Below are 22093 nucleotides of genomic sequence, written 5' to 3'. Positions count from 1 at the left end.
ACAGGGATTTGTCCCTAATAACGCCCCAAAATCATTCGCCACATAAATATCCACCGATCAATAATCAAACTGCCATTTATGTGAACGCTTTGGCACTATTGAACAAAATGCCATCACAAGCTTCAGGACATTATTGAAATATATGCAGTTCTTGCGCTTGAATCTGCATTCAGAAAAAGACACTTGGTGACGATTCACACCGATATCGGATATCCATTCATCATGCATAAAACCAACGTAAATGGACTAAAAATTCGGCTAGATCGACTGTGAACCAATACACAATTTTTTGCGGATGGGTTCGATAATCTAAACAGACAGGGAGTAATCATGAGCTTTGGTGCCCATCGTGTGTCACCTCCTAATAACGACAATCGACATACCGTTCACCACAGCGCTGACCACTAATCCAAATAAGGACTCAACGATGAAAAAGCACTTATCTGTTACTGCATGTTCGGCTCTCATCACCTTTGTACTCTCAGGCTGTTCGACTGCACCTACCCCTTCAGCTTCTTTGCAGTTAAATCAACTTATCGATAACTATTCGGCACAAAGCGCTCAACTCGATGCGACAGAATATGGTCTCGTGAATGATCAAATGGCGTTGACACGTCAGACGTTGGATAGAAGCCACCTTGACCAACTGATGCAAATTGATCGCTCACAGCTGACCGATGAGGAAAAGGTCTACTTCGATACCTTTCGCTTTGATCGGGAAATTGCTATTCGAGGAGCGACCTTTGCCAATGCCAGATTTGGCAACCCTGATGTACCCCTGACCCATTTCTACAACTTTATGCAGTGGAACGCTGAAGACGCAGGCGCAGCGATTGAAAATGATGCTGAAAATCGCCAAGCTTATTTTGCTCAGTTAACCAAACTCAATGACTACACGTCTTGGGTACGCAACCTACATAGCCAATACCAACTTGGTCAGTTAGAGCAGATCCAACTGCCCAAAGTACTGGTAGAAAGACTCTATCAAAATAGCCTTGCTACCATAGCAGCTGATGATTGGGCGATATTGAAAGTTGGCTTGAACGATTTGAAAACGCAATCAGGGTATGAACCAAGTTTTGTTGAGGAGTATCAGTCTGCTGTAGATAGTGCCATAAAAGCGAGCGACGACTTGCTCAATTATCTAAATGCCGACTACCTGCAAACGGCACGTGGAGAAGGCACACTGAGCGATCAACATATCGGTTGGGGTGATTTACCCAATGGGCAAGCTTGGTATCAGTGGCACTTGGATAGAAACAGTACCACAGGGAAGCCGGCTCAGGAGCTCTACTCATTAGGCGAAAAACTGGTCGCCGAGGCAAAGGCTGAGATGATCCGAGTCGCGCGATTAGTCGTCGACAAACGCGGCTCCACAGTAAAAGCAGCATTTAGAGATCCAGAGACGCAAGCCGTCACAACTCGTACATTCCATCTTGTCACCAATATGGGAGAAATTGACCTGCCCGAATTTTTTGCTTACTTGAACAGTGAGCAATTTTTCTATGGTCGAGATGGCGCGCTAATCTCTGGCACACCCCATGAAACAACCTGTAAGGCGGCTTCGAATCTATCAGCTTGTGAAAGTGCACTACTCGATTACTATGCGTTCAAAAACAACGCGAATGACGTGGTTGCGCAATATTTTAAGCCAATCAAGACAGACTACACGATTGAACCAACCCCAGCTGGCGGCGAGCGCTACGATGGTGTCGCGTCCTACGACAACAATGTGTTCACCCTCAATACCAATCCAGACTACAGTTTGCAAAAATGGAACGTTTCAACCCTCCTGCTCCATGAGGCTGCGCCAGGTCACCACTTCCAGCACGCCTACGCAAGCGAGTACCCACCAGCAAATATCCCAAGCTATATGGATGACATTTGGTACACCGCCTATGGCGAGGGTTGGGCGCTTTACACCGAGTGGCTAGGATTAGAAATGGGTATCTACGGAGAGCTGAACGACAACGGCGTGCCTAACTTCACCAATGGTAACGGCATGTGTTTGCCAAACTTGGACTACAGCCAATTCCAAGGAGGCATCTATACCGATGAGCAAGAGTGCAATGCCTTACAGTACTTTGGTAGCCTCAACGAAGCCCAATTGAGAAATATGCGCCTAGCCGTCGACACAGGTATTCACGCCAAAGGTTGGAGTATTCAACAGGCTCGCGACTATATGCGGGCGAATTCTGCCCTCGGAGATGGCGACATTGAATCGGAAAGCTATCGCTACGCCGCTCATGTGGGACAAGCCGTTTCCTATAAATCTGGCTATTTGGTGATTAAGGAGATGCTCGACAAAGCGCAATCGAAACTCGGTAACAAGTTCGATTATGCTGAGTTCCATGATCAGTTGCTTCGTTACGGTCAACAACCGATGGAAGTAGTAGAAGAAAATATCAACAACTGGATAGCGTCTAAATCGTAATCCTCCGCGTAGCCAAAAGTTGATCTCCTATCGGCTTTTGGCTTTTTTTGGAGAGAGGGTGAGTGTGGTATCTCGTACATAGGACGTAAGCACACGTAAGCAAATTAATTACTTATGCTTACGAACAAAGTTTTGTGGTTGGTCGAATAACGTGCTGAAATTTACAAAAATATAAATTAGAGATCACCATGACTCAAACACAGCCTCGCTTCGCCTTCGTTAACCCAGAGCTACGAACTATAACTGTTCACCTGAATGGACAGCCTCGACTTCTTGAAACCAACTGCACATTCGAGCTTGCTGACCTTGCGCCGCTAGCGATCAACGCCGCCATTGAAGAAGAAACACGTGTGCTACTCGTGGATAGAGAGACGGGTAAAAAGATCGATTTCCACGACGTTTTGACCGCATAAAAAAAATAGCCCCGATATGACTGTCGGGGCTATCTTAATCTACACACTATCTATAATTAGATTTGTGGCGTTTCTGTCGTCACGCCATGGTTTTGACCACGATGGCGCAGCAAGTGATCCAAAACCACAATGGCTAACATCGCTTCCGCAATCGGCACTGCACGAATACCCACACACGGGTCATGACGTCCTTTAGTAATCAGCTCCGTTGACTCACCTTGCTTAGTGATGGTCTCACCCGGCACCGTGATGCTCGAAGTTGGCTTAAGTGCAATGTTAACAACAATATCTTGGCCTGTTGAAATGCCGCCTAAGATCCCCCCCGCATGGTTACTACCAAATCCATCCGGAGTAAGAATGTCGCGGTGTTCACTGCCTTTTTGGCTGACAACATCAAAGCCATCACCAATTTCAACGCCTTTCACCGCGTTGATACTCATTAACGCATGCGCAATATCAGCATCCAAGCGGTCAAATACTGGTTCACCCAAGCCTACAGGTACATTGGTAGCAACCACTTGTAGTTTCGCCCCAATGGAGTCGCCCTGCTTTTTAAGCTCACGAATTAGTTGGTCGAATGCGTCCACTTTATCTGCATCTGGACAGAAGAAAGCGTTGTTTTCGATTTCATCCCAGTCGACTTTATCAATCGAAACATCGCCCATTTGCGATAGATAGGCACGAATCTCTACACCAAACTCTTGCTTAAGGTACTTTTTAGCAATCGAGCCTGCTGCAACACGCATGGCGGTTTCACGCGCAGAAGAGCGACCGCCGCCGCGGTAATCACGCACCCCATATTTTTGATGGTAGGTGTAATCCGCATGACCTGGGCGGAACTTATCTTTGATTTCTGAATAATCTTTAGAACGTTGATCGGTATTTTCAATCAACAAGCCAATTGAAGTGCCTGTGGTTTGGCCTTCAAATACACCTGAAAGGATTTTCACCTCATCAGGTTCGCGGCGTTGGGTGGTATAACGAGAAGTACCCGGACGACGACGGTCCAAGTCAATCTGAATATCTGCTTCGCTAATTTCCAGACCTGGAGGGCATCCGTCGACGATACATCCTAGTGCGATACCGTGACTTTCCCCGAATGTGGTTACGCGGAAATGTTGTCCGATACTGTTTCCTGCCATTACTTCCTCAAACTGGTTTCACTCTGTACACAGAGCTTTACACTTTAATTTTTCATAATTTCATAGTGTCTTTATTACCGATTGATGTAAACCCCAAACGGCAACTATTTTGCTTTTTGCCACGCATAAAAAAACGCCAAGCCGAACGATACATTCGGCTTGGCGTTGATATGTTTGTCTAAGCGTTGCGTTAGTCTTTGTAGATAGAGAACTCTGCAGCGTGCTCTAACATTTGCTCACGAGTTAGCATAAACACGCCGTGGCCACCATTTTCAAACTCTAACCATGTAAATGGAATATGCGGGTATTGCTCCATCATGTGGATCATTGAGTTACCAACCTCACAGATAAGAATACCGTTTTCAGTTAGGTAGTCTGGCGCGTTTGCAAGAATGCGACGTACCAACTTCAAACCGTCTGTACCGGCAGCCAAACCCAGTTCTGGCTCATGGGTAAACTCTTCTGGCAGGCTGTTCATGTCTTCTTCATCCACGTAAGGAGGATTCGAAACAATCAGGTTGTACTGCTCTTTTGGTAGATCACGGAACAGATCAGAACGGATAGGGAAAACTTGTTGCTCCATGCCGTGGTCTTGGATGTTTTGCTCAGCAACTTGCAGGGCGTCGGTTGAAATATCAATCGCATCCACTTCTGCATCTGGGAAAGCGTGCGCGCAGGCAATCGCGATACAACCGCTGCCTGTACATAAGTCCATAATGCGAGCCGGTTCTTCAATCAACCAAGGTTGGAACTCAGCTTGGATTAGCTCACCAATTGGCGAGCGAGGCACAAGTACGCGCTCATCAACAAAGAACTCCAAACCACAGAACCATGCTCGGTTAGTCAGGTAAGCTGTTGGTGTACGTTCATTGATACGTTTCACCACTCGTTCAACAACGCGCAGACGCTCGCTGCTCGTCAAGCGAGAATTAAGAACATGCGGAGGCACATCAATTGGCAGGTACAGTGTTGGCAGGACAAGCTGAACCGCTTCATCCCATGCGTTATCAGTACCGTGACCATAAAAAAGGTTAGCGGCGTTGAAACGACTCACTGTCCAACGAATCATATCTTGAAGCGTGTGAAGTTCCGATACCGCTTCTTCTACAAAAATCTTATCCAAAATTGCCTCCGAAAAGCGCTACAATACTGCCAATCGCATTTTTAAATACGTATAAATGACCCATGAGTAAAAAAGAGACCGATATCGACGATGATTTCGCCCTTTTTAGGGATGCAGTACAAGGCGTAAAAAAGTTGTCACAGGATACCATAGTCCAGCAACCAAAAAGAAATACTAAGCAAAAAGAAATCGTCCGAACCAGCCGTGAAGCCAGTGATTCTGAGTTCTACTTTTCAGATGAATTTGTGCCGCTGCTTAGCGAGGATGGCCCAACCCGCTACGCACGTGATGACGTGTCGACCTACGAGGTCAAGCGCCTACGCCGTGGCGTCTATGTGCCGGATGTCTTTTTGGATATGCATGGCATGACGCAACTTGAAGCCAAGCGCGAACTCGGCTCCATGATCGCCTATTGTGTGAAAAACGAAATTTCGTGTGCCTGTGTACAACACGGTATTGGTAAGCATATTTTGAAGCAGAAAGCGCCGCTATGGCTGGCTCAGCATCCTGATGTGATGGCCTTTCACCAAGCACCGCTCGAGTTTGGTGGCGATGGTGCGCTATTAGTGCTCCTCTCGATTCCAGAAAAGTAATGAGAAGAGATAACGTAAAAAGGCTGACGCATCATTCGTCAGCCTTTTTAGTTGATAGTCGCACAATCTTGTCTAAGTGAGCGTCACGCTATCGACTAAGATGGATAGCGCCTACTTCCTCAAATCAGGCGGAATTGGCAGCTCCGATGTTTTCAAGTTAGGTCTCTGACCACCACGCTTGCGGTACTGTTTTAGCTGGAATACATAAGCCAGCACTTGTGCTACTGCCGTAAAGAGTCCATCAGGAATCTCTTGCTCGAGCTCTGTAGAGTGGTAAAGCGCACGCGCTAATGGCGGCGCAGGAATAACGTAAATATCGTGCTCGCGGGCAATTTCGCGGATTTTCAGCGCCATATGGTCGGTACCTTTCGCCACTACAATCGGCGCGCGATCGGTATTTTGCTTATAACGAAGTGCAACAGAAAAGTGCTCTGGGTTAGTGACAATCACGTCCGCTTGCGGCACTTCTGCCATCATTCGGCGTTGGGCAGCTTCACGCTGCAACATCCGAATACGACCTTTAACTTCCGGCTTACCTTCTGTCTCTTTGTACTCGTCTTTGACCTCTTGTTTGGTCATTTTCAGTTGGTTGGCGTGTTGCCAGATCTGGAATGGAATATCTATCGCCACCACGATCAATAAAGAACAGCTAATCAATAAGACAAAGTTGAGCAAAATATCGAGCGCATGGAAAATATTCTGCGGGAAGACATCCATACTCAGCTGAAACAAATCTTCCTTGGCAGCATTGATAAGGTAAAACGCCATACCAGATACCAAGGCTACTTTTAGTATCGATTTGATAAGCTCAACCCAACTTTGAATCCCGACCATACGTTTTAAGCCGCTCAATGGATTCATCTTGGACAGTTTTGGCATGGCCGCTTCAACGGAAAAGCTGATGCCTCCCACCCCCGCAGCACCTGCGACAGCAGCAACAAATAGCGTCACAAGGATAAGAATCAGAGGCAAGATAAGACTGGTCAACGAGCCGAGCGCAATATCGAACAGCTTTACATGATCGAAAACCTCTTCTCTTGAGAGCGAGAAAAGGCGTTCCATAACGGTATATAGTCCGCGCGCCAACGAGTCGCCAAACCACATCAGCGCGACGGCACCCACAACCAACACTGATACGGACGCCAGCTCTTTTGACCTTGCAACCTGCCCTTTTTCTCGAGCCTGTTGCAAGCGTCTGGGCGTGGCGTCTTCGGTACGTTCTTGACCGTCAGACTCTGCCATTTAATCTCCCAGCAGTTAACAATTCAAACGGATAAAGCGACATATTTGCTGCTCACCTTGTAACCAGAATAGCTCATAGTGGCTGTACAATCCGCCAAGGATATACCAACACAGCAACAAACCGACCATCAATGCAAACGCAAAGCCCAACGAGAAAATGTTTAACTGAGGCGCGGCACGCGTCATCACACCGAACGATAGGTTAATGGTCAACAAAGCAATAATGCCGGAGAGCGACATACTCAGCGACACTTTAAACATGATACCAAGCCATGAGGCAAGCTCTCGAAAATCAACGGTCGTCAAGGAGCCGGCGCCGATAGGTAGCGATTGAAAACTCATCACCACCAACATGATCATCTTTAAGTGCCCATCGGTCGCTAAGAAAAACATTGTGGCGAGAAACATAAATAGCTGACCAAGCAACGGAGTATTCTGTCCATTAGCAGGATCCACCATTGACGCGAAACCCAAACTCGACTGCATACCCAGTATTTGACCCAAGATAACAAAGGTTTGAATCATAAATTGGGTGACTGTCCCCATTGCCACGCCAATGACAATTTGCTCTAGCAAGGTCAAAAAGCCTTCAAATGAGAGCAGTTCAATCTCTTTGGGCACAGCAGGAATTACGGGCATCACAGCAAAAGTCAGGGCAAGCCCCAAGTACAAACGAACTCGGGTTGGAACAAAACGTGCGCCAGTGACTGACATCACCATGAGCATCGCCGATATGCGGGTGTAGGGCCAAAAGTAGTTGGCGAGCCAATCCAATACGACGCTTGCTGGGAATTCCATAGCCTAGTACAGCACCTGAGGAAGTCGCTCGATGATGCCGAAGAAAAATTCCATCATCATCTGCGTCATCCAGTGAGCAAAAAGCATCAAAGCTAATAAGGTCACGATCAAACGCGGCAGAAAACTCAAGGTTTGTTCGTTGATCGAGGTCGCCGCTTGGAAGATGGCAACCACCAAACCAATCAGCAAGCTGGGAATGATGATGGCACACACCATGATGAGTACCATCCAAAGTGCATCACGAAACAGCTCAACAAATATCTCAGGCGTCATTGTTATCTCCCGCTACAAGGCGAAACTGCCGGCCAAGGTGGAGAGTATCAAGTTCCAACCATCAACCAAGACAAACAACATGAGCTTAAATGGTAAAGATACGATCATCGGCGAGAGCATCATCATACCCATCGCCATCAGAACAGAAGCGACCACCAAGTCGATAATCAAAAACGGCAAGAAAAGCATAAAGCCAATCTGGAACGCGGTTTTTAGCTCTGAGGTGATAAATGCTGGGATCAACACCGCCATCGACACATCTTCGGGGGCCGTTGCCGTCGACCCCGAGATATTCACAAACGTCTCCAAATCTTTCACGCGCGTCTGCTTCAGCATGAAGTCTTTCATTGGCGCTTGGGCCAAATCAAATGCCTCGCGAGCGGTGATTTGCTCGTTGATGTAGGGCTGCACAGCAACATCGTTAATTTTGTTCAAAACCGGTGACATGATAAAAAAGGTCAAGAAAATCGCGATACCGATGATCACCTGATTCGATGGTGTTTGCTGCAAACCCATCGCCTGACGCAATATCGACATGACAACGACAATGCGAGTGAACGACGTCATCAAAATGACCATGGCAGGCAAAAAGCCCAGCATTGTCATTAAAGCTAAGATTTGTAGGTTAACTGAGTAATCTTCGCTGCCATCGGCATTGGTTGTCATGGTGAAGGCAGGAACTCCGCCTCCCCCGCCCGTAAAGCTGCCCGTCGTGAGGGTTCGTGCCGCGCCTTGTTCTTGCGTCATGGCGCTCACTGTGACCGACTCTGACGCCGCCGCATTGGCAGGGATTGGCGTGTCGATCTCTTCTTGCGCAAACGAAGAAACGGAAAATAGCTGGACAAAAAGCGTCAAGACAAAGGCAAGTATGGAGCTAGTTTTTATCATGCTTTTTCAATAGCTGACTGAGTTGACTGGCGAATGGACTAGCCGCGAACGCCGGTTTGTTCAGCTCCTCCTGAGAAATGGGTTTATCCAACTTGGAAATCAATTGAATGGATTGCGCGGTGACACCAACCAAAAATTGCTCTTCACCAGCTTGAACAATCATGATTCGCTCTCGAGTCCCAACAGGGATTTGCCTTACCACACTCAAACCTTGCTGATTAACCAAAGCAGGAATGCGCATTCTTTTTAAAAGCCATGCGAGAAATAGAATGAAGACAATAACGAATAAGAGCGACCCAAACGTGGTCGCCCAATCAAGCTGGCTACTTGGTGTCGCAGCCAGTACGGATGAGGAAAAGAGAACCAGAGACCCGAGCCCTAATCCTTTCACCAAATAAGCCATAGTTTACCTTAGCTTCTTAATGCGCTCGGTCTGGCTGATTACGTCAGTAAGACGGATACCAAACTTATCGTTCACCACCACCACTTCGCCATGAGCGATCAAGGTGCCGTTAACCAACACATCCAGAGATTCGCCCGCTAAACGCTCGAGCTCTACTACAGAGCCTTGGTTTAGCTGCAACAAGTTACGAATGCTGATTTGTGAACGCCCAACTTCCATCGAAATTGTGACTGGAATGTCGAGAATCGTATCGAGCTTACGGCGCTCGTCGTCAGAGATCGGGCTTGAGGTATCTTCAAGCTCATCAAGTTGAGCCGACATGACCTCATCAACATCGATTTCTGGTGCGCTTGGATCTTCACCTAAGGCTGCCGCCCATTCGTCAGCCAGTTTTTGGTCGTCACTTGGTTCCATACCTATTACCTACAATTCTTTTAATCTTCGATTTCACCGTCATCATCTTCTAATTCAGAGATGACATCTTTACCAAGGAAGGCAATGTCAGTTTTGACCACATCCGGTCGTTTGATTTTTTCTGACACTTGTACCGCTAATTTATCACCTGAGCGCCCCATTTTTACTCGGTACGTTGGCAGCTCTTCAACAAACATGGTTGCGTGCTCTGGCATCGCGATTGGGATGATATCGCCAGGTCTCAACTCCATCAGATCACGCAATGAAATATCTTGCTCGAGTAAGTTCACTCGGAAGTTAACAGGCACATCCATGATCTCTTCACGCAGTGCCGTACTCCAACGAACGTCGGTTTCCATCTTATCGGATTGGACACCCGCATCGAGCAGTTCACGGATTGGCTCCACCATGGAGTAAGGCATAACTACGTGGAAATCACCGCCGCCGCCATCCACTTCAATGTGGAATGAGCTAACCACAATGACTTCCGTCGGGCTAACAATGTTTGCCATACTTGGGTTAACTTCCGAATCCAAGTACTCAAACTCAACTCCCATCACAGGTGACCACGCTTCTTTGTAATCTTCAAAGACGATTTTGAGCAGCAGTTGCACGATGCGACGTTCGGTTGGAGTAAATTCACGGCCTTCGATACGCGCGTGAAAGCGTCCATCCCCGCCAAAGAAGTTCTCCACCAAAATAAACACTAAGCGCGCTTCCATGGTGATTAACGCTGTCCCTTTTAAAGGTCTAAAGCGCACCATGTTAAGACTGGTCGGTACGTATAGGGTGTTTTGGTACTCACCAAACTTCATCATCTGCACGCCGTTGATCGACACTTCAGCGGTCTTTCTTAGCATGTTAAATAAGCTAATGCGCATGTGTCGAGCGAAGCGCTCGTTGATAAGCTCCAGTGTTGGCATTCGACCACGAACAATGCGGTCTTGAGATGAAAAGTCGAAATCAACGGCGCTGGAGTCGCTAGCAACCGATTCTTCTTCTACCTCATCAACGTCATCAACACCATGAAGTAGCGCATCAATTTCGTCTTGGCTTAATAGATCTGTCACAGCTCACCTATTGAATGACAAAGTCGGTAAATAGAACACGTTCAATAACAGGTTGCCCAACCGCTCGAGTTAAGCTGGCTTTAATGTCTTCTGTGGCTTTTTCTCGTAGTTCAACACGACCATTAGCACTGCGCAGTTGCTCTACCGTTGCCGATGCGAAGGTGCTCAGCAATGAGCTTTCAACTAATGGCGAATGATAACGCGCCAAGTTTTCGTTTTCAGATCCGCGTACCATCAACTGGACTTTAATCTGAACCAAGCGGTCTCGTTTATCGCCGGTCACGTTAAATATGAAGGGTTGAGCGATATTGACATAAGCGACCGGCTCAGTAGACACCACCACTTCTTGCTCTACGGATTCTTCTGCTGCTGCTTCTTCATCTGATCCCATCAAGAAAAACGCCGCACCACCGCCACCGAGTAAAAGAACAACGACCGCAACAATAATGATGATCAGTTTACCTTTTCCTTTGGGCGCTTCCGTTTCGACTTCTTCAACTGCCATAACTTAACGTTCTCTTTATGTTGGTATTTTATAGTTTAAGCGTAATAACTAATTCCATCACGCTTTGCTGCGACATTCAAATCAAGATTGATGTCTGGTTCAAGGTTTTCTTCACCTAACCCAGCTTGATTGCTGCTTGGTTGACCACCTTGCCCCTGCCCGCTCGCGGCATATCGGTTTTGCTGCTGTCCACTCGATTGTTGCTGAACGGAGGTATCGCCTAATTGAACCCCCTGTTGAGCAAGCATCTCACGAAGGCGAGGCATCGACTGTTCTAGTGCATCACGAGCCTGCTGGTTCGCGACAGTAAAGTGGACAGTCGCACCATCACCATTCATGTTCATACGAATCTGCATGCGCCCCAGTTCCGGCGGGTCAAGGCGTATATCGATGTTTTTAAGGTTCTTAGACATCATCATCTGAACGCGCTCTGCCACTTGATCACTGGCAATCTCACGATTCAATTGTAGCGGGACTTGAGCGGTTTGATCAGCGCGAAGTTGTCCCGTTGGGGAGTTAGCCTGTTGAACACCTGCTGCTTGCGCCAATTGTTGCGAGAATCCAGATTCTGTTCCGCCTTGTTCACCAGGCGCACCTTTACCATTATTAAGCATAGTGCCTGTTGCTTTCGCGCCCATCGCAGCTTTTAGCATAGCCTGCTCAGTAACAACTGGAGAGGCCGCTACGTTTGCTGGCGAATTCACCACGGTTTGCAGTTGTCCTGCCAAGGCTTCAGCACTTGCTGCAGGCATGGCCGACGCCGCATTCAGCTGCGCTGCATTTGCCATTTGTGTTGCTTGCGACTGGCTAAGAGCTTGATGAACAGATTGAGCCACCACTGCCTGCTGAACTTGCGGTTGTTTATGTTTCGGGACTGCGTCCTCATCCACAATAACTTCATCACTACTGACGGCCCACGGGATGGCTGTTGCAGCCGCTACGGATGCCGCCACCGGTGTTTCAGCGCTTAATGTGGCCGACTCAACGACGTTTGGGGTGACGGCAGCAGGTTGAGCGTTCAATTTAGGCGAGTTTCCACTCTCTACGGGCACTTCCTGAGGTTTGGCTTTTTCCATCATCACTGGAGTGGCTGATGCTGCGACTAATTCGGGTGAGACCGCAGTTTCGCTTTCTGGCGTCTGTCCCTCTGGCACTTCATCGACAGCGACACTCTGAGCTTCATGCAGCATTCCCAGCTGCTGTTGAAGTGCCTCCGGCTCCGTTGCGGTATCACGCTGATTCGCGTCTACCTTCAACGGTTTTACTTCATCGCCGTTTAGCTGCACCTCAACATTTTCAAGCACTTCAGCGTCTGTAGCACCTGTTTGAACAGTAGCGGTGATACGCTGTTCCTTCACGGTATCTGGATTGAGTGCATTGGGACCTTGCTGCGCAACTTGCTCATCAGAAACTTGCTGTTCGACAAACGGTTTTATCGCTGCGGGGATAGCGGTATCAGATTCATCCGACGGTTGTGCGGAAGCCAATTCCGAAGCAGTCATCTTAACACTTGGATCAGGCTGCTCTGTTATTTTGCCAGTACTAGCTTGCAACTTAGGTTGCGACTGCAATGATTCGGCGCCCTTTGCTTTCTCATCTACGATTTGTGCCTCTGTTTGGAGGGAGGCAACTTCGGAAGGCTTGGAACGGCTCACTGTTTCTGCGTGGGTCGCTGCCGCTGTCACTTGAGTTTGACTCTCTACTTGAGGCAAAGCCTTGCCGTTGTTCGATTGCAAAGCACTGTTAGACTGATCTAAGCGGTTAAGGATTTCTTGATTATCCGCGACTATTTTTTCGGCATCACTTGGAGCGGATTTTGTTTCTGGGTCGCGCGCTTGAACAGGCTGTTTCTCGTCAGCCTCAGTGGTGTTGCTTGACGCAGACAACGTTGGTTGCGATTGTTCTTGACTCGCAGAGCTCGATTCTTGGTCAGTCTTAGCACGCTCTGAGTGGGTAACATCCGACTCTTTGACCGATTTCGGACTAGTATTCTGCGCATTATCGCTTGAGGCATCGTCGCTAAGCAGTTCATCTGCAGAGCTATTTTTGATTTTATCCGCGCTCGCAGCATTTCCAGCGCCTTTCACTGCCGCTGGTTCTTCGGAAACCTCTGCTTCTTTTGTTACGTCGGCTTTGACGGTTTTCTCGTCAGTCGCTGATTCACCTTTGATCAATGCTGCCAACTTAGAGAAGAAGCCCTCTGAGCTTGATTCCTCACTGACTTCGGAACTGCCGTCAACAACGGCAGCTTTGGTCGCCTTTGGGCTCTCAGTCACTGTTGATAGATTTATATTCATAGTCAAACACCTGCGGCTGAACGTAACGCTCTGTTAGGGTGGCAAGATCGCCAAGTTATTCACTTACACTGCAAGAAGTGAGCCACATTACTTATCAATAAAAGTGATGTTAGTTCGATAAACGACGGGAAAATTGCAGCGTCGCAAACTCATCCATTTGCTTTTGCTCGCGCGCATTTTCTAGGTGGGCTTTTTCTTTCTGTTTCTTTTCAATCAACCATTCGTAAGAGCGTCTCTGCTTACGGCTCTCAAGCCAATGCTGCTCGCACCCTTCCACCTGACCTTTAAAATGCTCTTCCGCTTGTTTTTGTTTGGCGAGTGTTTCATCCAAAGTGGTCAAAAATCGATTCAAATGGCTATATTGGCTAGCCGTTAAGCCTTGCTGTCCACGCTCGACCAATTGTTTACAATAGTCTAAACGGTACTTTTCGATTTGCTCTAGTTGCTGGTAATAGCCTTCAAGCTCTTTGCGTGCTTGACTGAGTGCCAAAACGGCTTGATTTTCGCGCTCTTTTGCCTGTTCAAGTAGAAACTCTAGTGCATTGTCCATTGTCTACTACTCCCCTTGCAGCAAACCACGAAGCATGTTGACACACATATCGTAAGGGACGCTTTCTTTCATCGACTGCTGCAAATAGGCATCGAGCTTCGGCTTGATGGTAAACGCACCATCAATAGCCGGATCGGTCCCTGGCTTGTAGGCACCGATCGACACCAAATCTTGATTCTTACGACATACTGACAGCACTTGGCGAACCGCTTTCGACATCAGTACATGCTCTTCCGAAGTAATCTGAGGCATAACACGGCTGACTGACTTTTCGACATCGATAGCTGGGTAATGCCCCGCATCAGCCATTTCACGAGACAGCACAACGTGACCATCTAGAATCGCTCGGGAGGCATCGGCGATAGGGTCTTGTAAGTCATCCCCTTCGGTCAGGACGGTAAAGAAGGCGGTGATAGAGCCTTGTTCTGGACTGCCATTCCCCGCTCGCTCCACAAGCGCTGGTAACTTAGCAAACACCGAAGGTGGATAACCTTTGGTTGCTGGCGGCTCACCAACCGACAGAGCAATTTCACGCTGAGCTTGGGCAAAGCGGGTCAGTGAATCCATCAGCAGTAGCACATCCAAACCTTGGTCACGGAAATATTCAGCAATGGTTAGAGCAGTTTGACATCCCTTCAAACGCATCAAAGGTGAAGCGTCGGCGGGCGCGGCCACCACCACAGAGCGCTGACGACCATCAACGCCCAGTATTTCTTCAATAAACTCTTTAACTTCTCGTCCACGTTCACCGATAAGCCCAACCACAACGACTTGGGCTGTCGTGCCTCGAGTCATCATACCCAAGGTTACCGACTTACCGACACCTGAACCCGCAAACAGACCGATACGCTGCCCTTTACCGACGGTAAGAAGACCGTTAATGGCTTTGATGCCGACATCGAGAGGTTCAGAAATGGGCTTGCGCGCGAGAGGGTTGATTGGTTGAGCGTTGAACGACGCGCGTTTTTCCGTGTAGATCGGACCGAGTCCATCAAGCGGATTTCCCACTCCGTCAATCACCCGTCCGAGCAATTCCATACCAACAGGTAAGCCAGTTTCACTGGTCAACGGGGTAACTTTCGCTCCTGGAAGTACGCCAGTAATTTGCTCGCTCGGCATCAAATAGAGACTTTCGCCAGAGAAGCCAACCACTTCGGCTTCCATTTCTCCATGCATGGTTTCAACGCGGCATAAGCTACCGATAGGTGCTCGGCATCCTGTCGCTTCGAGAGTTAATCCGACGACACGAACCAACTTGCCTGAGGCAACAGGACGGCATGTTAAGCCGCTTGTGGTGTATTGAGAAAGGCGTTCTGCGAGGGCGAGCACTACTCACCACCTTGGTGACGATTCACCCCACAAAAACTTTGAATCACGCTGCGAATTCGTTCTTCCATACGGTAGTTGACACTTGATTCGCCCGCTTCAATCTGGACATCGCCGCGATTGAGTGCAGGCTCAGGCATCAGTGTCCAGTTACGGAAGTTAAGTTCCTCTTCACCATAGGAAGAGCGGATAATTTCTATGTCTTCAGGATGAAGCTTTAATGTGATGGCATGCCCCGAAATAGGCAAAGATTCGACCGATTGTTTGATGGTATCTAGAATCACTTGTGGATTAGTCTGCACTTCAACGTGAACCACTTCTTTCACTAGTGTCAAAACCATGTCGACCAGTTGCTTTTCAACTTGCGCGTTCATCAGTTCAAGTGGCTGTGCAAACTGATTAGCCAAGCCAATGAAGGTTTGAACTTGTTGCTGAATAAACTCTTGTCCCGCAGCAACGCCTTCGAGTTTGCCCGCTTCAAGCCCTTCTTGATGACCTTCCTCTAAACCTTGTTCTTTGCCTTTTTCATAGCCTTGCTTAAAGCCCGCCTCTTGACCTTGGTGCAAACCTTCTTGGTAAGCTTGCTGCTTGATTAGCTCAATCTCTTCTTCAGTCAGTTCAACAGGCGCTTCATCAACAGGCTCCGAGACTGTTGGTGTCCAGCTAGGGTCATAGTTCATCGCCGTTTGTTTTGCTTTGGCGTGCGTTTTAGACGTGTAGTCAGGCATTCCCCAACGCTCGGCTTTTTGAACGACTTCGTCATCATCTAAACGCAAGAAACCGCGTTTTCTTTCCCCAGACATAGACACCTTATTTACTCAACTGATTATAAGAACTCGTCCGCACCGCCACCCAGCATGATCTCACCGGAGTCAGCCATACGACGAGCGATTGCCAGAATCTCTTTCTGCGCGGCTTCAACATCAGACACTTTAATTGGTGGCATCGCTTCAAGATCATCACGCATCATCTCAGCGGCACGCTTAGACATGTTCTTGAAGATCTTCTCACGCAAGCCATCGTCTGCACCCTTGAGCGCGCGCTGTAGCGCATCTTGTGGTACATCACGCAGCAATTTTTGAATACCTTGGTCGTCCACTTCGATAAGGTTTTCGAACACGAACATCAAGTCTTGGATCTGAGTCGCCATGTCCTCGTCTTGATCGCGGATTTGATCCATCAAGATACCTTCGACGTTGTTGTCCATGTAGTTCATGATCTCTGCCGCTGCCTTCAGGCCGCCAATCTTGGCCGCTTGTGCACCTGCTTGACCCGCGAATTGTTTCTCCATGATTTCGTTCAACTCTGCCAGTGCCGATGGCTGAACTTCTTCAAGGTTGGCAATACGCATCATCAAATCGAGGCGGTCACGCTCAGCAAACTGAGACAAGATCTCGGCTGATTGATCCGGCTCTAAGTAGGAAAGTACGATAGTCTGAATCTGTGGGTGCTCGTTGATAATAATGCTGGCCACTTGGCGTGGGTCCATCCATTTCAATGAGTCGAGACCTTTTGAGCCTGTACCCAACAGGATTTGGTCAACAAGGTTGTTCGCTTTGTCTTCACCCAGCGCCGCAACAAGGGCATTACGCATGAAGTCTTCACTGCCCATACCAATGTTGGTGTATTTTTGAATGTCTTCCAAAAATGCACGGTGTACCGCACCGACTTTTTCTTGGCTGAGATCCGCAGCACGCGCCATTGCGCTACCCACGCGTTGAACCTGTTTCGGCTCCAAATGGCGGATGATGCCCGCGGCGTCTTCCTCGTTCAGGCTAAGAAGAAGAATCGCTGCACGCTCTTCCCCAGGAATGGTTGATATGTCTACGGCGTTTTCGGCAACGTCACCACCGCCCTCTTGTTGAGGCACTATTTCGTTAGGCATCTTGCATCCAATTCTTCACTACTTGAGCCGCAAGCTCTGGTTCATTTGCCACAAGAGCACGGACGGCTTTCAATACGTCTTCATCTTTGTGTAGGTTAGGTAAGTCAATGCTTGAACCAAATTCAAACAGCTCACCACCTTCAAGGTCGCTACCAATTAAGCTGGTTTCACCATCAGCGCCAATTGGCAATCCATCTGGTCCATACAACTGGTCATCGTCGTCATCCGACGCAGGGTTGAGCAGTTTCTTCATCGCTGGGCGAACAAGCACCAACACAACCACAATAATTACGAGTGCACTTGCGAACCAACGTACCCAATCATTGAAGTTCGGGTGATCCCAAATCGGCACATCTTGCAGCACTTCAACTTCAGGCTCTGCAAACTGCATACTCAATACGTTTAGCAGATCGCCGCGCGCTTCGCTGTATCCAACTGCCCCAATCAGTACTTGGCGGATCGAGGATAGGTCAGCGTCCGATAAAGGTTGATACGTTGTCTCACCCGTATCTGGATTCACAATCGCGCGATTTTTGATAGCGACAGCAACGGTTTGACGGTTCACCACACCTGTCTGGCGACGTTCATGGCTGATGGTCGTATCAAGCTCGTAATTGCGCGTTGCTTCTTTGTGAACAGAGCCCTGACCTAAACCTGTCCCATCTTTCATTTGCGCGACATCTTGTGGAATTGAGGCATCCGCTGGCGGTTGATTACTCAACGCACCCGGTACGCCCGCTACCACACTTCCATTATTATAGTCTTCAAGTGTGTATTCGCTTCGCGTTGATGGGGTATTGGGGTCAAAGCTTTTACGTGTTTGTTCAACAGCGCTGAAATCGAGCTGAATATCAACCTGAGCGGTGTAGTTACCAAAACCAAGAATAGGAATTAATACAGAATCGATTTTGTCACGTAGCGCTTGTTCTTGCTTGCGCTCAAGCTCGTGTTCTTTACGGCGAGCGGCAGAGGCAGGGTCTTGGGAACCCGAACTCAACAATCGACCATGTTGATCGGTGACCGTGATGCGATTCGGTTTCATGCCAGGAACGGCACTTGACACCATATCGACCACAGAATCGACTTCTTCTTGTTTGAGGTTTGCCCCAGTTGCCAAGGTCAAAAAGACAGACGCAGATGCTTCTTGGTTGTGGCGAACAAACACGCTTTGTTTTGGTAGCGCAAGCAGTACACGAGCCTTGCGCACTTGCTTCATTTCTTCAATTGCTTTAGAAAGCTGGCGCTCACGACTGAGCTTCAAGCGCTCAAGTTCAAGACGCTGAGAAACGCCAAAACCCATATCTTGAAGCAAAATATCATCGCCCGCGTTTTTCTCTTGGTTCAATCCAGCACGAACCATATCCAACTTAAGCGTGTTGTATTCACTTGAAGGCACTAGGATAGTGTTGCCATCAAGTTTGTAATCAAGTTTTTGTTGATCAAGGTAGTCCAGAACAGGAATCAGCTCTTCGGTCTCATAAGCTCCAAGAGGTCTCATCTCCGGCTCTTTCACCCAGAAGAACAACATCACTATCAAGGCAACACAAATGGAAATAGAGAGGACTAACACGACTTGGCGAAGCAGGTCGAGGTCACCCACCGCCATGTCAAACTTGGAGCTGCTTTTCTCGTCGAGATCGGGGTTTTGCACACCTGAATCAAGATCAGATGTCGCCAACATTGCGCTGTCAGTACCCGCTTCTGCTACGGTTAGGTCTGTTGATTGATTTTGCTCTGACACAGGTGTTACCTATCTTTACACTGGCATGTTCATCAATTCTTTGTACGCTTCCACAAGTTTGTTACGTACTTGAATTGTTGCTTCAAACGCCACGCTGGACTTATTTCGGGCGATCATGACATCAGACAGTGATACGTTTTCATCACCTCGATCAAAACGTGTTTGTAGATCACCTGATGCTTTAGAAAGACTGTTGACGTTGTTAATCGCATTATTGAGCAGCTCACCAAAATCCGCGCCGACCGTATGGCCTGTTACTGCGGGCTTGGTATTCCCTGCTTCAAACATCATCGCTTGCATTTCGCTTTGGAAACCATCAATTTTCATCGATACCTCGGTCGTCAACTCTTTGACTAAAACTTTTGTTGTATTTATGACGCTGCAAAGTGTGTGCCATTTCCTTATGAGCGTCGAAAATAGCATGTTAGTTTGGAATATCAATCCCCGCATCGCGCATTTTTGCTAACTTGTAGCGCAAAGTTCTCGGACTGATTCCAAGTTTTTCCGCCATTTCTTTTCGGCGTCCGTTACACTCCACTAAAGTTTCAAGAATGATGGCGAATTCTTGGTCTCTTAGTTCACCACCCAGTCCACCAACCGATGAAGCCACTTTGCTCGAATCCACTTCTGCAACAGGCTGAATCACGGGCGCACGGGCGTCAGAATTTTCCACCACTTGCTGTAAACCCGAGGCGTCTTGCCAATCTAACCCTTCTAACAAAATCTGCTCTGCGCCAATGTGATTGTTTTCACTCAAAATAAGCGCACGCTGAACGACGTTGTCGAGTTCACGAACATTACCTGGCCAAGCATACGCGGCAAGTTTGCTTATCGCTTGTGGGCTTAGGGTCGGTACCGGCATCCCCAGTTTTTTGCAGTTACGTTCAATAAGGTGGACAGCAAGAGGCTCAATATCGCCAGGACGGTCGCACAATGCAGGCCACGCAATTGGGAACACATTTAAACGGTAGTACAAGTCTTCGCGGAAGTTACCTTCTTGAACATATTGCTTAAGGTCTCGGTTACTGGTAGCCAAAACACGAACATCCAACTTAATGCTCTTTCTGCTACCTAAGCGCTCGACTTCTCGCTCTTGAAGAACACGCAATAACTTGGCTTGCAGGTTCAAATCCATTTCACTGATTTCATCAAGTAAAATAGTGCCGCCTTGCGCTTGCTCAAACTTACCCGGACACGCTTGAACCGCGCCAGTAAACGCACCTTTTTCATAGCCGAATAAGGTCGCTTCGAGCATGTTGTCAGGAATTGCTGCACAGTTTATCGCGACAAACGGCCCATCTTTACGATTTGACGCATTGTGGATGTAGCGAGACATCACCTCTTTACCTGAGCCACTAGGCCCTAAGACCATCACGCTGGCGTCAGTTTTTGCCACTTTATCGGCCAGTGCCAACAACTTAATGCTCTTTTCGTCGGCAACCACCGCATCGCCATTGTCATCCGACTTTACCGGCGCATAGCGGCTAACCATGTTAAGCAACACTTCCGGCGCAAAAGGTTTCGCCATGTAGTCTATCGCGCCATCTTTCATGGCCGAGACGGCATCTTCAATATTTGCATACGCCGTCATCAACAGCACTGGGAGGTTTGGCCAATGCTGTTTGATATTACGCAGAAGAGCCAGTCCTCCCATCCCCGCCATCTGAACATCGGAGACCACAATATCAACCGTATTGGATTTAAGTTTGACCAACGCATCTTCTGCGCTATCTGCTTCTAGCCATTCGTAACCAGCCAAAGCGAGCGTATCGACTAGGGCTTCGCGTAGACCTTCATCGTCTTCAACAATCAGTACCTTACTTTGAGCCATTATTACTCTCCAGTCTCAATATGTTGTTCAGAAGTGGTGTGGCGCTCTAGCGGGATGCACATGGTAAAACAGGCACCATCCCCCTCTTCTGAGATCAGCTCTAACCTTCCGTCGTGAGCACGACAAACCATTTGTACAACCGCTAAGCCAAGGCCGGTCCCCTGAGAGCGAGTCGTAAAGAAAGGTTCCATAATTTTACTTTGCAATTCCTTGGGCACGCCTGGGCCACTGTCTTGCACCGAAATTCTCAATTCGTTATTTACTGGTCTAAAAAAGACGTCAACTTGAGAGGCTTTGCCCGCGATTTGGATCGCGTTCATCACCAAGTTACTTAAAGCAGACGCAATCGCGTTTGCGTTACCAAGAAGCTCAGTCTCTTCTTGTTCCACTTCGATGAAGTAATCGATCTGATTATTCTTCAGCGCAGTTTCGACCATGGGCGAGTATTCAGCCACAAGGTCTGAGATGGTAAAGGGTTTGACGACTTTATTGTCGCCGCCTTTTGCAAACAACAACATGTCGTTGACCTGCTTTTCTAAATCATGCAGACGATCCATTAGCTTGCTTTGAAAGCGATCTTTGGTTGCAGGCGGTAGATTAGGAGCACCAAGGTTTGAAGCGTACAACATGGCACTCGATAACGGAGTTCGTACCTGATGAGCCAAAGAGGCTACCATTCGACCCAGCGATGACAAACGCTGTAAATCACTGATTCTCGACTGAAGCAAGCGCGTCTCGGTGAGGTCCGTGATCAAAATAAGCTGGCCTGTTGCCGACGCCGAGATCGCAAGGCGAACCTTACGTCCATTTCGCAAAGAGATCTCGTGCCCGTCATCTTCACGCGGGGCGAAAGCTTGTTGAATGATGTCGAACCACTTTTGACCGACAAGAGGAACTTCAAGTAAGCGCTGCGATTCTGGGTTTGCTTCACACACCGTACCTTGAGTGTCGAGTAGAATTACGCCTGCAGGCATCACATTGAGCACTTGCTGATAACGTTCTACTTGTTCTTCTAAGGTACCAAGTGAGGTTTGATTCTCAGTAACTGGGTTGGGCTGCATGACGTATTTCTGCCTTAAAAACTACAATAGCCTAGAATGCAAAAATCATTCCAGGCTATTGTTCATTATTTTCAAACAGTTAGAGAAAGGTCGAGATTTTGACA

Annotated in this window: 22 protein-coding genes; 3 read left to right on the top strand and 19 right to left on the bottom strand. The window is 48.1% G+C overall.

Annotated elements, in window-relative coordinates:
• The first annotated feature begins 427 nt into the window (after positions 1-427).
• Together ACUALS_RS04535 and ACUALS_RS04530 are read left to right on the top strand one after the other, a co-directional pair.
• On the top strand, positions 428-2434 hold the full coding sequence (locus ACUALS_RS04535) for a DUF885 domain-containing protein (RefSeq protein WP_454448953.1): 2007 nt from the start codon (positions 428-430) through the stop codon (positions 2432-2434).
• A 188-nt stretch (positions 2435-2622) separates the two neighbouring features.
• Positions 2623-2847, top strand: coding sequence for a hypothetical protein (locus tag ACUALS_RS04530; RefSeq protein ID WP_331400139.1), 225 nt, complete (start codon positions 2623-2625; stop codon positions 2845-2847).
• A gap of 56 nt (positions 2848-2903) precedes the next feature.
• On the opposite strand, the gene aroC is transcribed toward ACUALS_RS04530, so the two are convergent.
• Both aroC and prmB read right to left on the bottom strand, forming a co-directional pair.
• A complete protein-coding gene (gene aroC, locus ACUALS_RS04525) occupies positions 2904-3989 on the bottom strand; it encodes a chorismate synthase (protein WP_454448952.1) in 1086 nt (361 codons plus the stop codon).
• 190 nt (positions 3990-4179) lie between these two features.
• Positions 4180-5112 (bottom strand): 50S ribosomal protein L3 N(5)-glutamine methyltransferase, encoded by a 933-nt coding sequence (prmB, locus tag ACUALS_RS04520; protein WP_038140256.1) that lies wholly within the window; start codon positions 5110-5112, stop codon positions 4180-4182.
• A gap of 62 nt (positions 5113-5174) precedes the next feature.
• On the opposite strand from prmB, the gene smrB reads away from it, so the two are divergent.
• Positions 5175-5705: an endonuclease SmrB gene (gene smrB / locus ACUALS_RS04515; RefSeq protein ID WP_005471744.1), complete on the top strand. Its 531-nt coding sequence runs from the start codon at positions 5175-5177 to the stop codon at positions 5703-5705.
• 111 nt (positions 5706-5816) lie between these two features.
• Here the strand turns inward: smrB and flhB are convergent, their stop codons facing one another.
• From flhB to ACUALS_RS04430, 17 genes are all read right to left on the bottom strand, one after another.
• Complete coding sequence (gene flhB, locus ACUALS_RS04510; protein ID WP_454448951.1) at positions 5817-6947, bottom strand: flagellar biosynthesis protein FlhB; 1131 nt, start codon at positions 6945-6947, stop codon at positions 5817-5819.
• A gap of 15 nt (positions 6948-6962) precedes the next feature.
• A complete protein-coding gene (fliR, locus tag ACUALS_RS04505; protein WP_005471856.1) occupies positions 6963-7745 on the bottom strand; it encodes a flagellar biosynthetic protein FliR in 783 nt (260 codons plus the stop codon).
• Positions 7746-7748: 3 nt separating this feature from the next.
• A complete protein-coding gene (fliQ, locus tag ACUALS_RS04500; RefSeq protein ID WP_005471695.1) occupies positions 7749-8018 on the bottom strand; it encodes a flagellar biosynthesis protein FliQ in 270 nt (89 codons plus the stop codon).
• A gap of 12 nt (positions 8019-8030) precedes the next feature.
• The gene (gene fliP, locus ACUALS_RS04495; RefSeq protein ID WP_038140250.1) at positions 8031-8906 is read right to left on the bottom strand and encodes a flagellar type III secretion system pore protein FliP; all 876 of its coding nucleotides are present in this window, start codon (positions 8904-8906) and stop codon (positions 8031-8033) included.
• Positions 8893-9309, bottom strand: coding sequence for a flagellar biosynthetic protein FliO (gene fliO / locus ACUALS_RS04490; RefSeq protein WP_038217705.1), 417 nt, complete (start codon positions 9307-9309; stop codon positions 8893-8895). The genes fliP and fliO overlap by 14 nt, the downstream gene beginning before the upstream one ends.
• Positions 9310-9312: 3 nt before the next feature.
• Positions 9313-9723: a flagellar motor switch protein FliN gene (gene fliN / locus ACUALS_RS04485; RefSeq protein WP_005471831.1), complete on the bottom strand. Its 411-nt coding sequence runs from the start codon at positions 9721-9723 to the stop codon at positions 9313-9315.
• 20 nt (positions 9724-9743) lie between these two features.
• Positions 9744-10793: a flagellar motor switch protein FliM gene (gene fliM, locus ACUALS_RS04480; RefSeq protein WP_038140243.1), complete on the bottom strand. Its 1050-nt coding sequence runs from the start codon at positions 10791-10793 to the stop codon at positions 9744-9746.
• A 7-nt stretch (positions 10794-10800) separates the two neighbouring features.
• Complete coding sequence (gene fliL, locus ACUALS_RS04475; protein WP_039477418.1) at positions 10801-11298, bottom strand: flagellar basal body-associated protein FliL; 498 nt, start codon at positions 11296-11298, stop codon at positions 10801-10803.
• Between the two features lie 35 nt (positions 11299-11333).
• Positions 11334-13595, bottom strand: coding sequence for a flagellar hook-length control protein FliK (locus ACUALS_RS04470; RefSeq protein ID WP_454448950.1), 2262 nt, complete (start codon positions 13593-13595; stop codon positions 11334-11336).
• Between the two features lie 109 nt (positions 13596-13704).
• Complete coding sequence (gene fliJ, locus ACUALS_RS04465; RefSeq protein ID WP_038190095.1) at positions 13705-14145, bottom strand: flagellar export protein FliJ; 441 nt, start codon at positions 14143-14145, stop codon at positions 13705-13707.
• Between the two features lie 6 nt (positions 14146-14151).
• A complete protein-coding gene (gene fliI / locus ACUALS_RS04460) occupies positions 14152-15474 on the bottom strand; it encodes a flagellar protein export ATPase FliI (RefSeq protein WP_005471816.1) in 1323 nt (440 codons plus the stop codon).
• The gene (gene fliH / locus ACUALS_RS04455; protein WP_038140232.1) at positions 15474-16274 is read right to left on the bottom strand and encodes a flagellar assembly protein FliH; all 801 of its coding nucleotides are present in this window, start codon (positions 16272-16274) and stop codon (positions 15474-15476) included. The genes fliI and fliH overlap by 1 nt, the downstream gene beginning before the upstream one ends.
• A 23-nt stretch (positions 16275-16297) precedes the next feature.
• Complete coding sequence (fliG, locus tag ACUALS_RS04450) at positions 16298-17356, bottom strand: flagellar motor switch protein FliG (RefSeq protein ID WP_005471842.1); 1059 nt, start codon at positions 17354-17356, stop codon at positions 16298-16300.
• Positions 17349-19097 carry a flagellar basal-body MS-ring/collar protein FliF gene (gene fliF, locus ACUALS_RS04445; protein ID WP_038217714.1) on the bottom strand — a complete coding sequence of 583 codons (1749 nt, stop codon included), beginning with the start codon at positions 19095-19097 and terminating at the stop codon, positions 17349-17351. Before fliF ends, fliG begins: the two co-directional genes overlap by 8 nt.
• Positions 19098-19112: 15 nt before the next feature.
• On the bottom strand, positions 19113-19424 hold the full coding sequence (gene fliE, locus ACUALS_RS04440) for a flagellar hook-basal body complex protein FliE (protein ID WP_005471738.1): 312 nt from the start codon (positions 19422-19424) through the stop codon (positions 19113-19115).
• 97 nt (positions 19425-19521) lie between these two features.
• Positions 19522-20928 (bottom strand): sigma-54-dependent transcriptional regulator, encoded by a 1407-nt coding sequence (locus tag ACUALS_RS04435; protein WP_038190094.1) that lies wholly within the window; start codon positions 20926-20928, stop codon positions 19522-19524.
• Positions 20929-20930: 2 nt separating this feature from the next.
• Complete coding sequence (locus tag ACUALS_RS04430) at positions 20931-21989, bottom strand: sensor histidine kinase (RefSeq protein WP_454448949.1); 1059 nt, start codon at positions 21987-21989, stop codon at positions 20931-20933.
• Positions 21990-22093 lie beyond the last annotated feature (104 nt).

Source organism: Vibrio sp. NH-7 (genome assembly GCF_053643215.1).
Note: the sequence above shows the minus strand (reverse complement) of the source record. Positions and strands in the feature narration are given on the sequence as shown.

Bases quoted from the DNA above. Each gene is read 5' to 3' on its own strand.
- smrB (WP_005471744.1), top strand. From the start codon at position 5,175: ATGAGTAAAAAAGAGACCGATATCGACGATGATTTCGCCCTTTTTAGG.
- fliL (WP_039477418.1), bottom strand. From the start codon at position 11,298: ATGGCAGTTGAAGAAGTCGAAACGGAAGCGCCCAAAGGAAAAGGTAAA.
- fliQ (WP_005471695.1), bottom strand. From the start codon at position 8,018: ATGACGCCTGAGATATTTGTTGAGCTGTTTCGTGATGCACTTTGGATG.
- fliH (WP_038140232.1), bottom strand. From the start codon at position 16,274: ATGTCTGGGGAAAGAAAACGCGGTTTCTTGCGTTTAGATGATGACGAA.
- fliG (WP_005471842.1), bottom strand. From the start codon at position 17,356: ATGCCTAACGAAATAGTGCCTCAACAAGAGGGCGGTGGTGACGTTGCC.
- ACUALS_RS04530 (WP_331400139.1), top strand. From the start codon at position 2,623: ATGACTCAAACACAGCCTCGCTTCGCCTTCGTTAACCCAGAGCTACGA.
- ACUALS_RS04430 (WP_454448949.1), bottom strand. From the start codon at position 21,989: ATGCAGCCCAACCCAGTTACTGAGAATCAAACCTCACTTGGTACCTTA.
- fliR (WP_005471856.1), bottom strand. From the start codon at position 7,745: ATGGAATTCCCAGCAAGCGTCGTATTGGATTGGCTCGCCAACTACTTT.
- fliN (WP_005471831.1), bottom strand. From the start codon at position 9,723: ATGGAACCAAGTGACGACCAAAAACTGGCTGACGAATGGGCGGCAGCC.
- fliJ (WP_038190095.1), bottom strand. From the start codon at position 14,145: ATGGACAATGCACTAGAGTTTCTACTTGAACAGGCAAAAGAGCGCGAA.
- ACUALS_RS04470 (WP_454448950.1), bottom strand. From the start codon at position 13,595: ATGAATATAAATCTATCAACAGTGACTGAGAGCCCAAAGGCGACCAAA.
- fliO (WP_038217705.1), bottom strand. From the start codon at position 9,309: ATGGCTTATTTGGTGAAAGGATTAGGGCTCGGGTCTCTGGTTCTCTTT.
- flhB (WP_454448951.1), bottom strand. From the start codon at position 6,947: ATGGCAGAGTCTGACGGTCAAGAACGTACCGAAGACGCCACGCCCAGA.
- aroC (WP_454448952.1), bottom strand. From the start codon at position 3,989: ATGGCAGGAAACAGTATCGGACAACATTTCCGCGTAACCACATTCGGG.
- fliE (WP_005471738.1), bottom strand. From the start codon at position 19,424: ATGAAAATTGATGGTTTCCAAAGCGAAATGCAAGCGATGATGTTTGAA.
- ACUALS_RS04435 (WP_038190094.1), bottom strand. From the start codon at position 20,928: ATGGCTCAAAGTAAGGTACTGATTGTTGAAGACGATGAAGGTCTACGC.
- fliP (WP_038140250.1), bottom strand. From the start codon at position 8,906: ATGATAAAAACTAGCTCCATACTTGCCTTTGTCTTGACGCTTTTTGTC.
- ACUALS_RS04535 (WP_454448953.1), top strand. From the start codon at position 428: ATGAAAAAGCACTTATCTGTTACTGCATGTTCGGCTCTCATCACCTTT.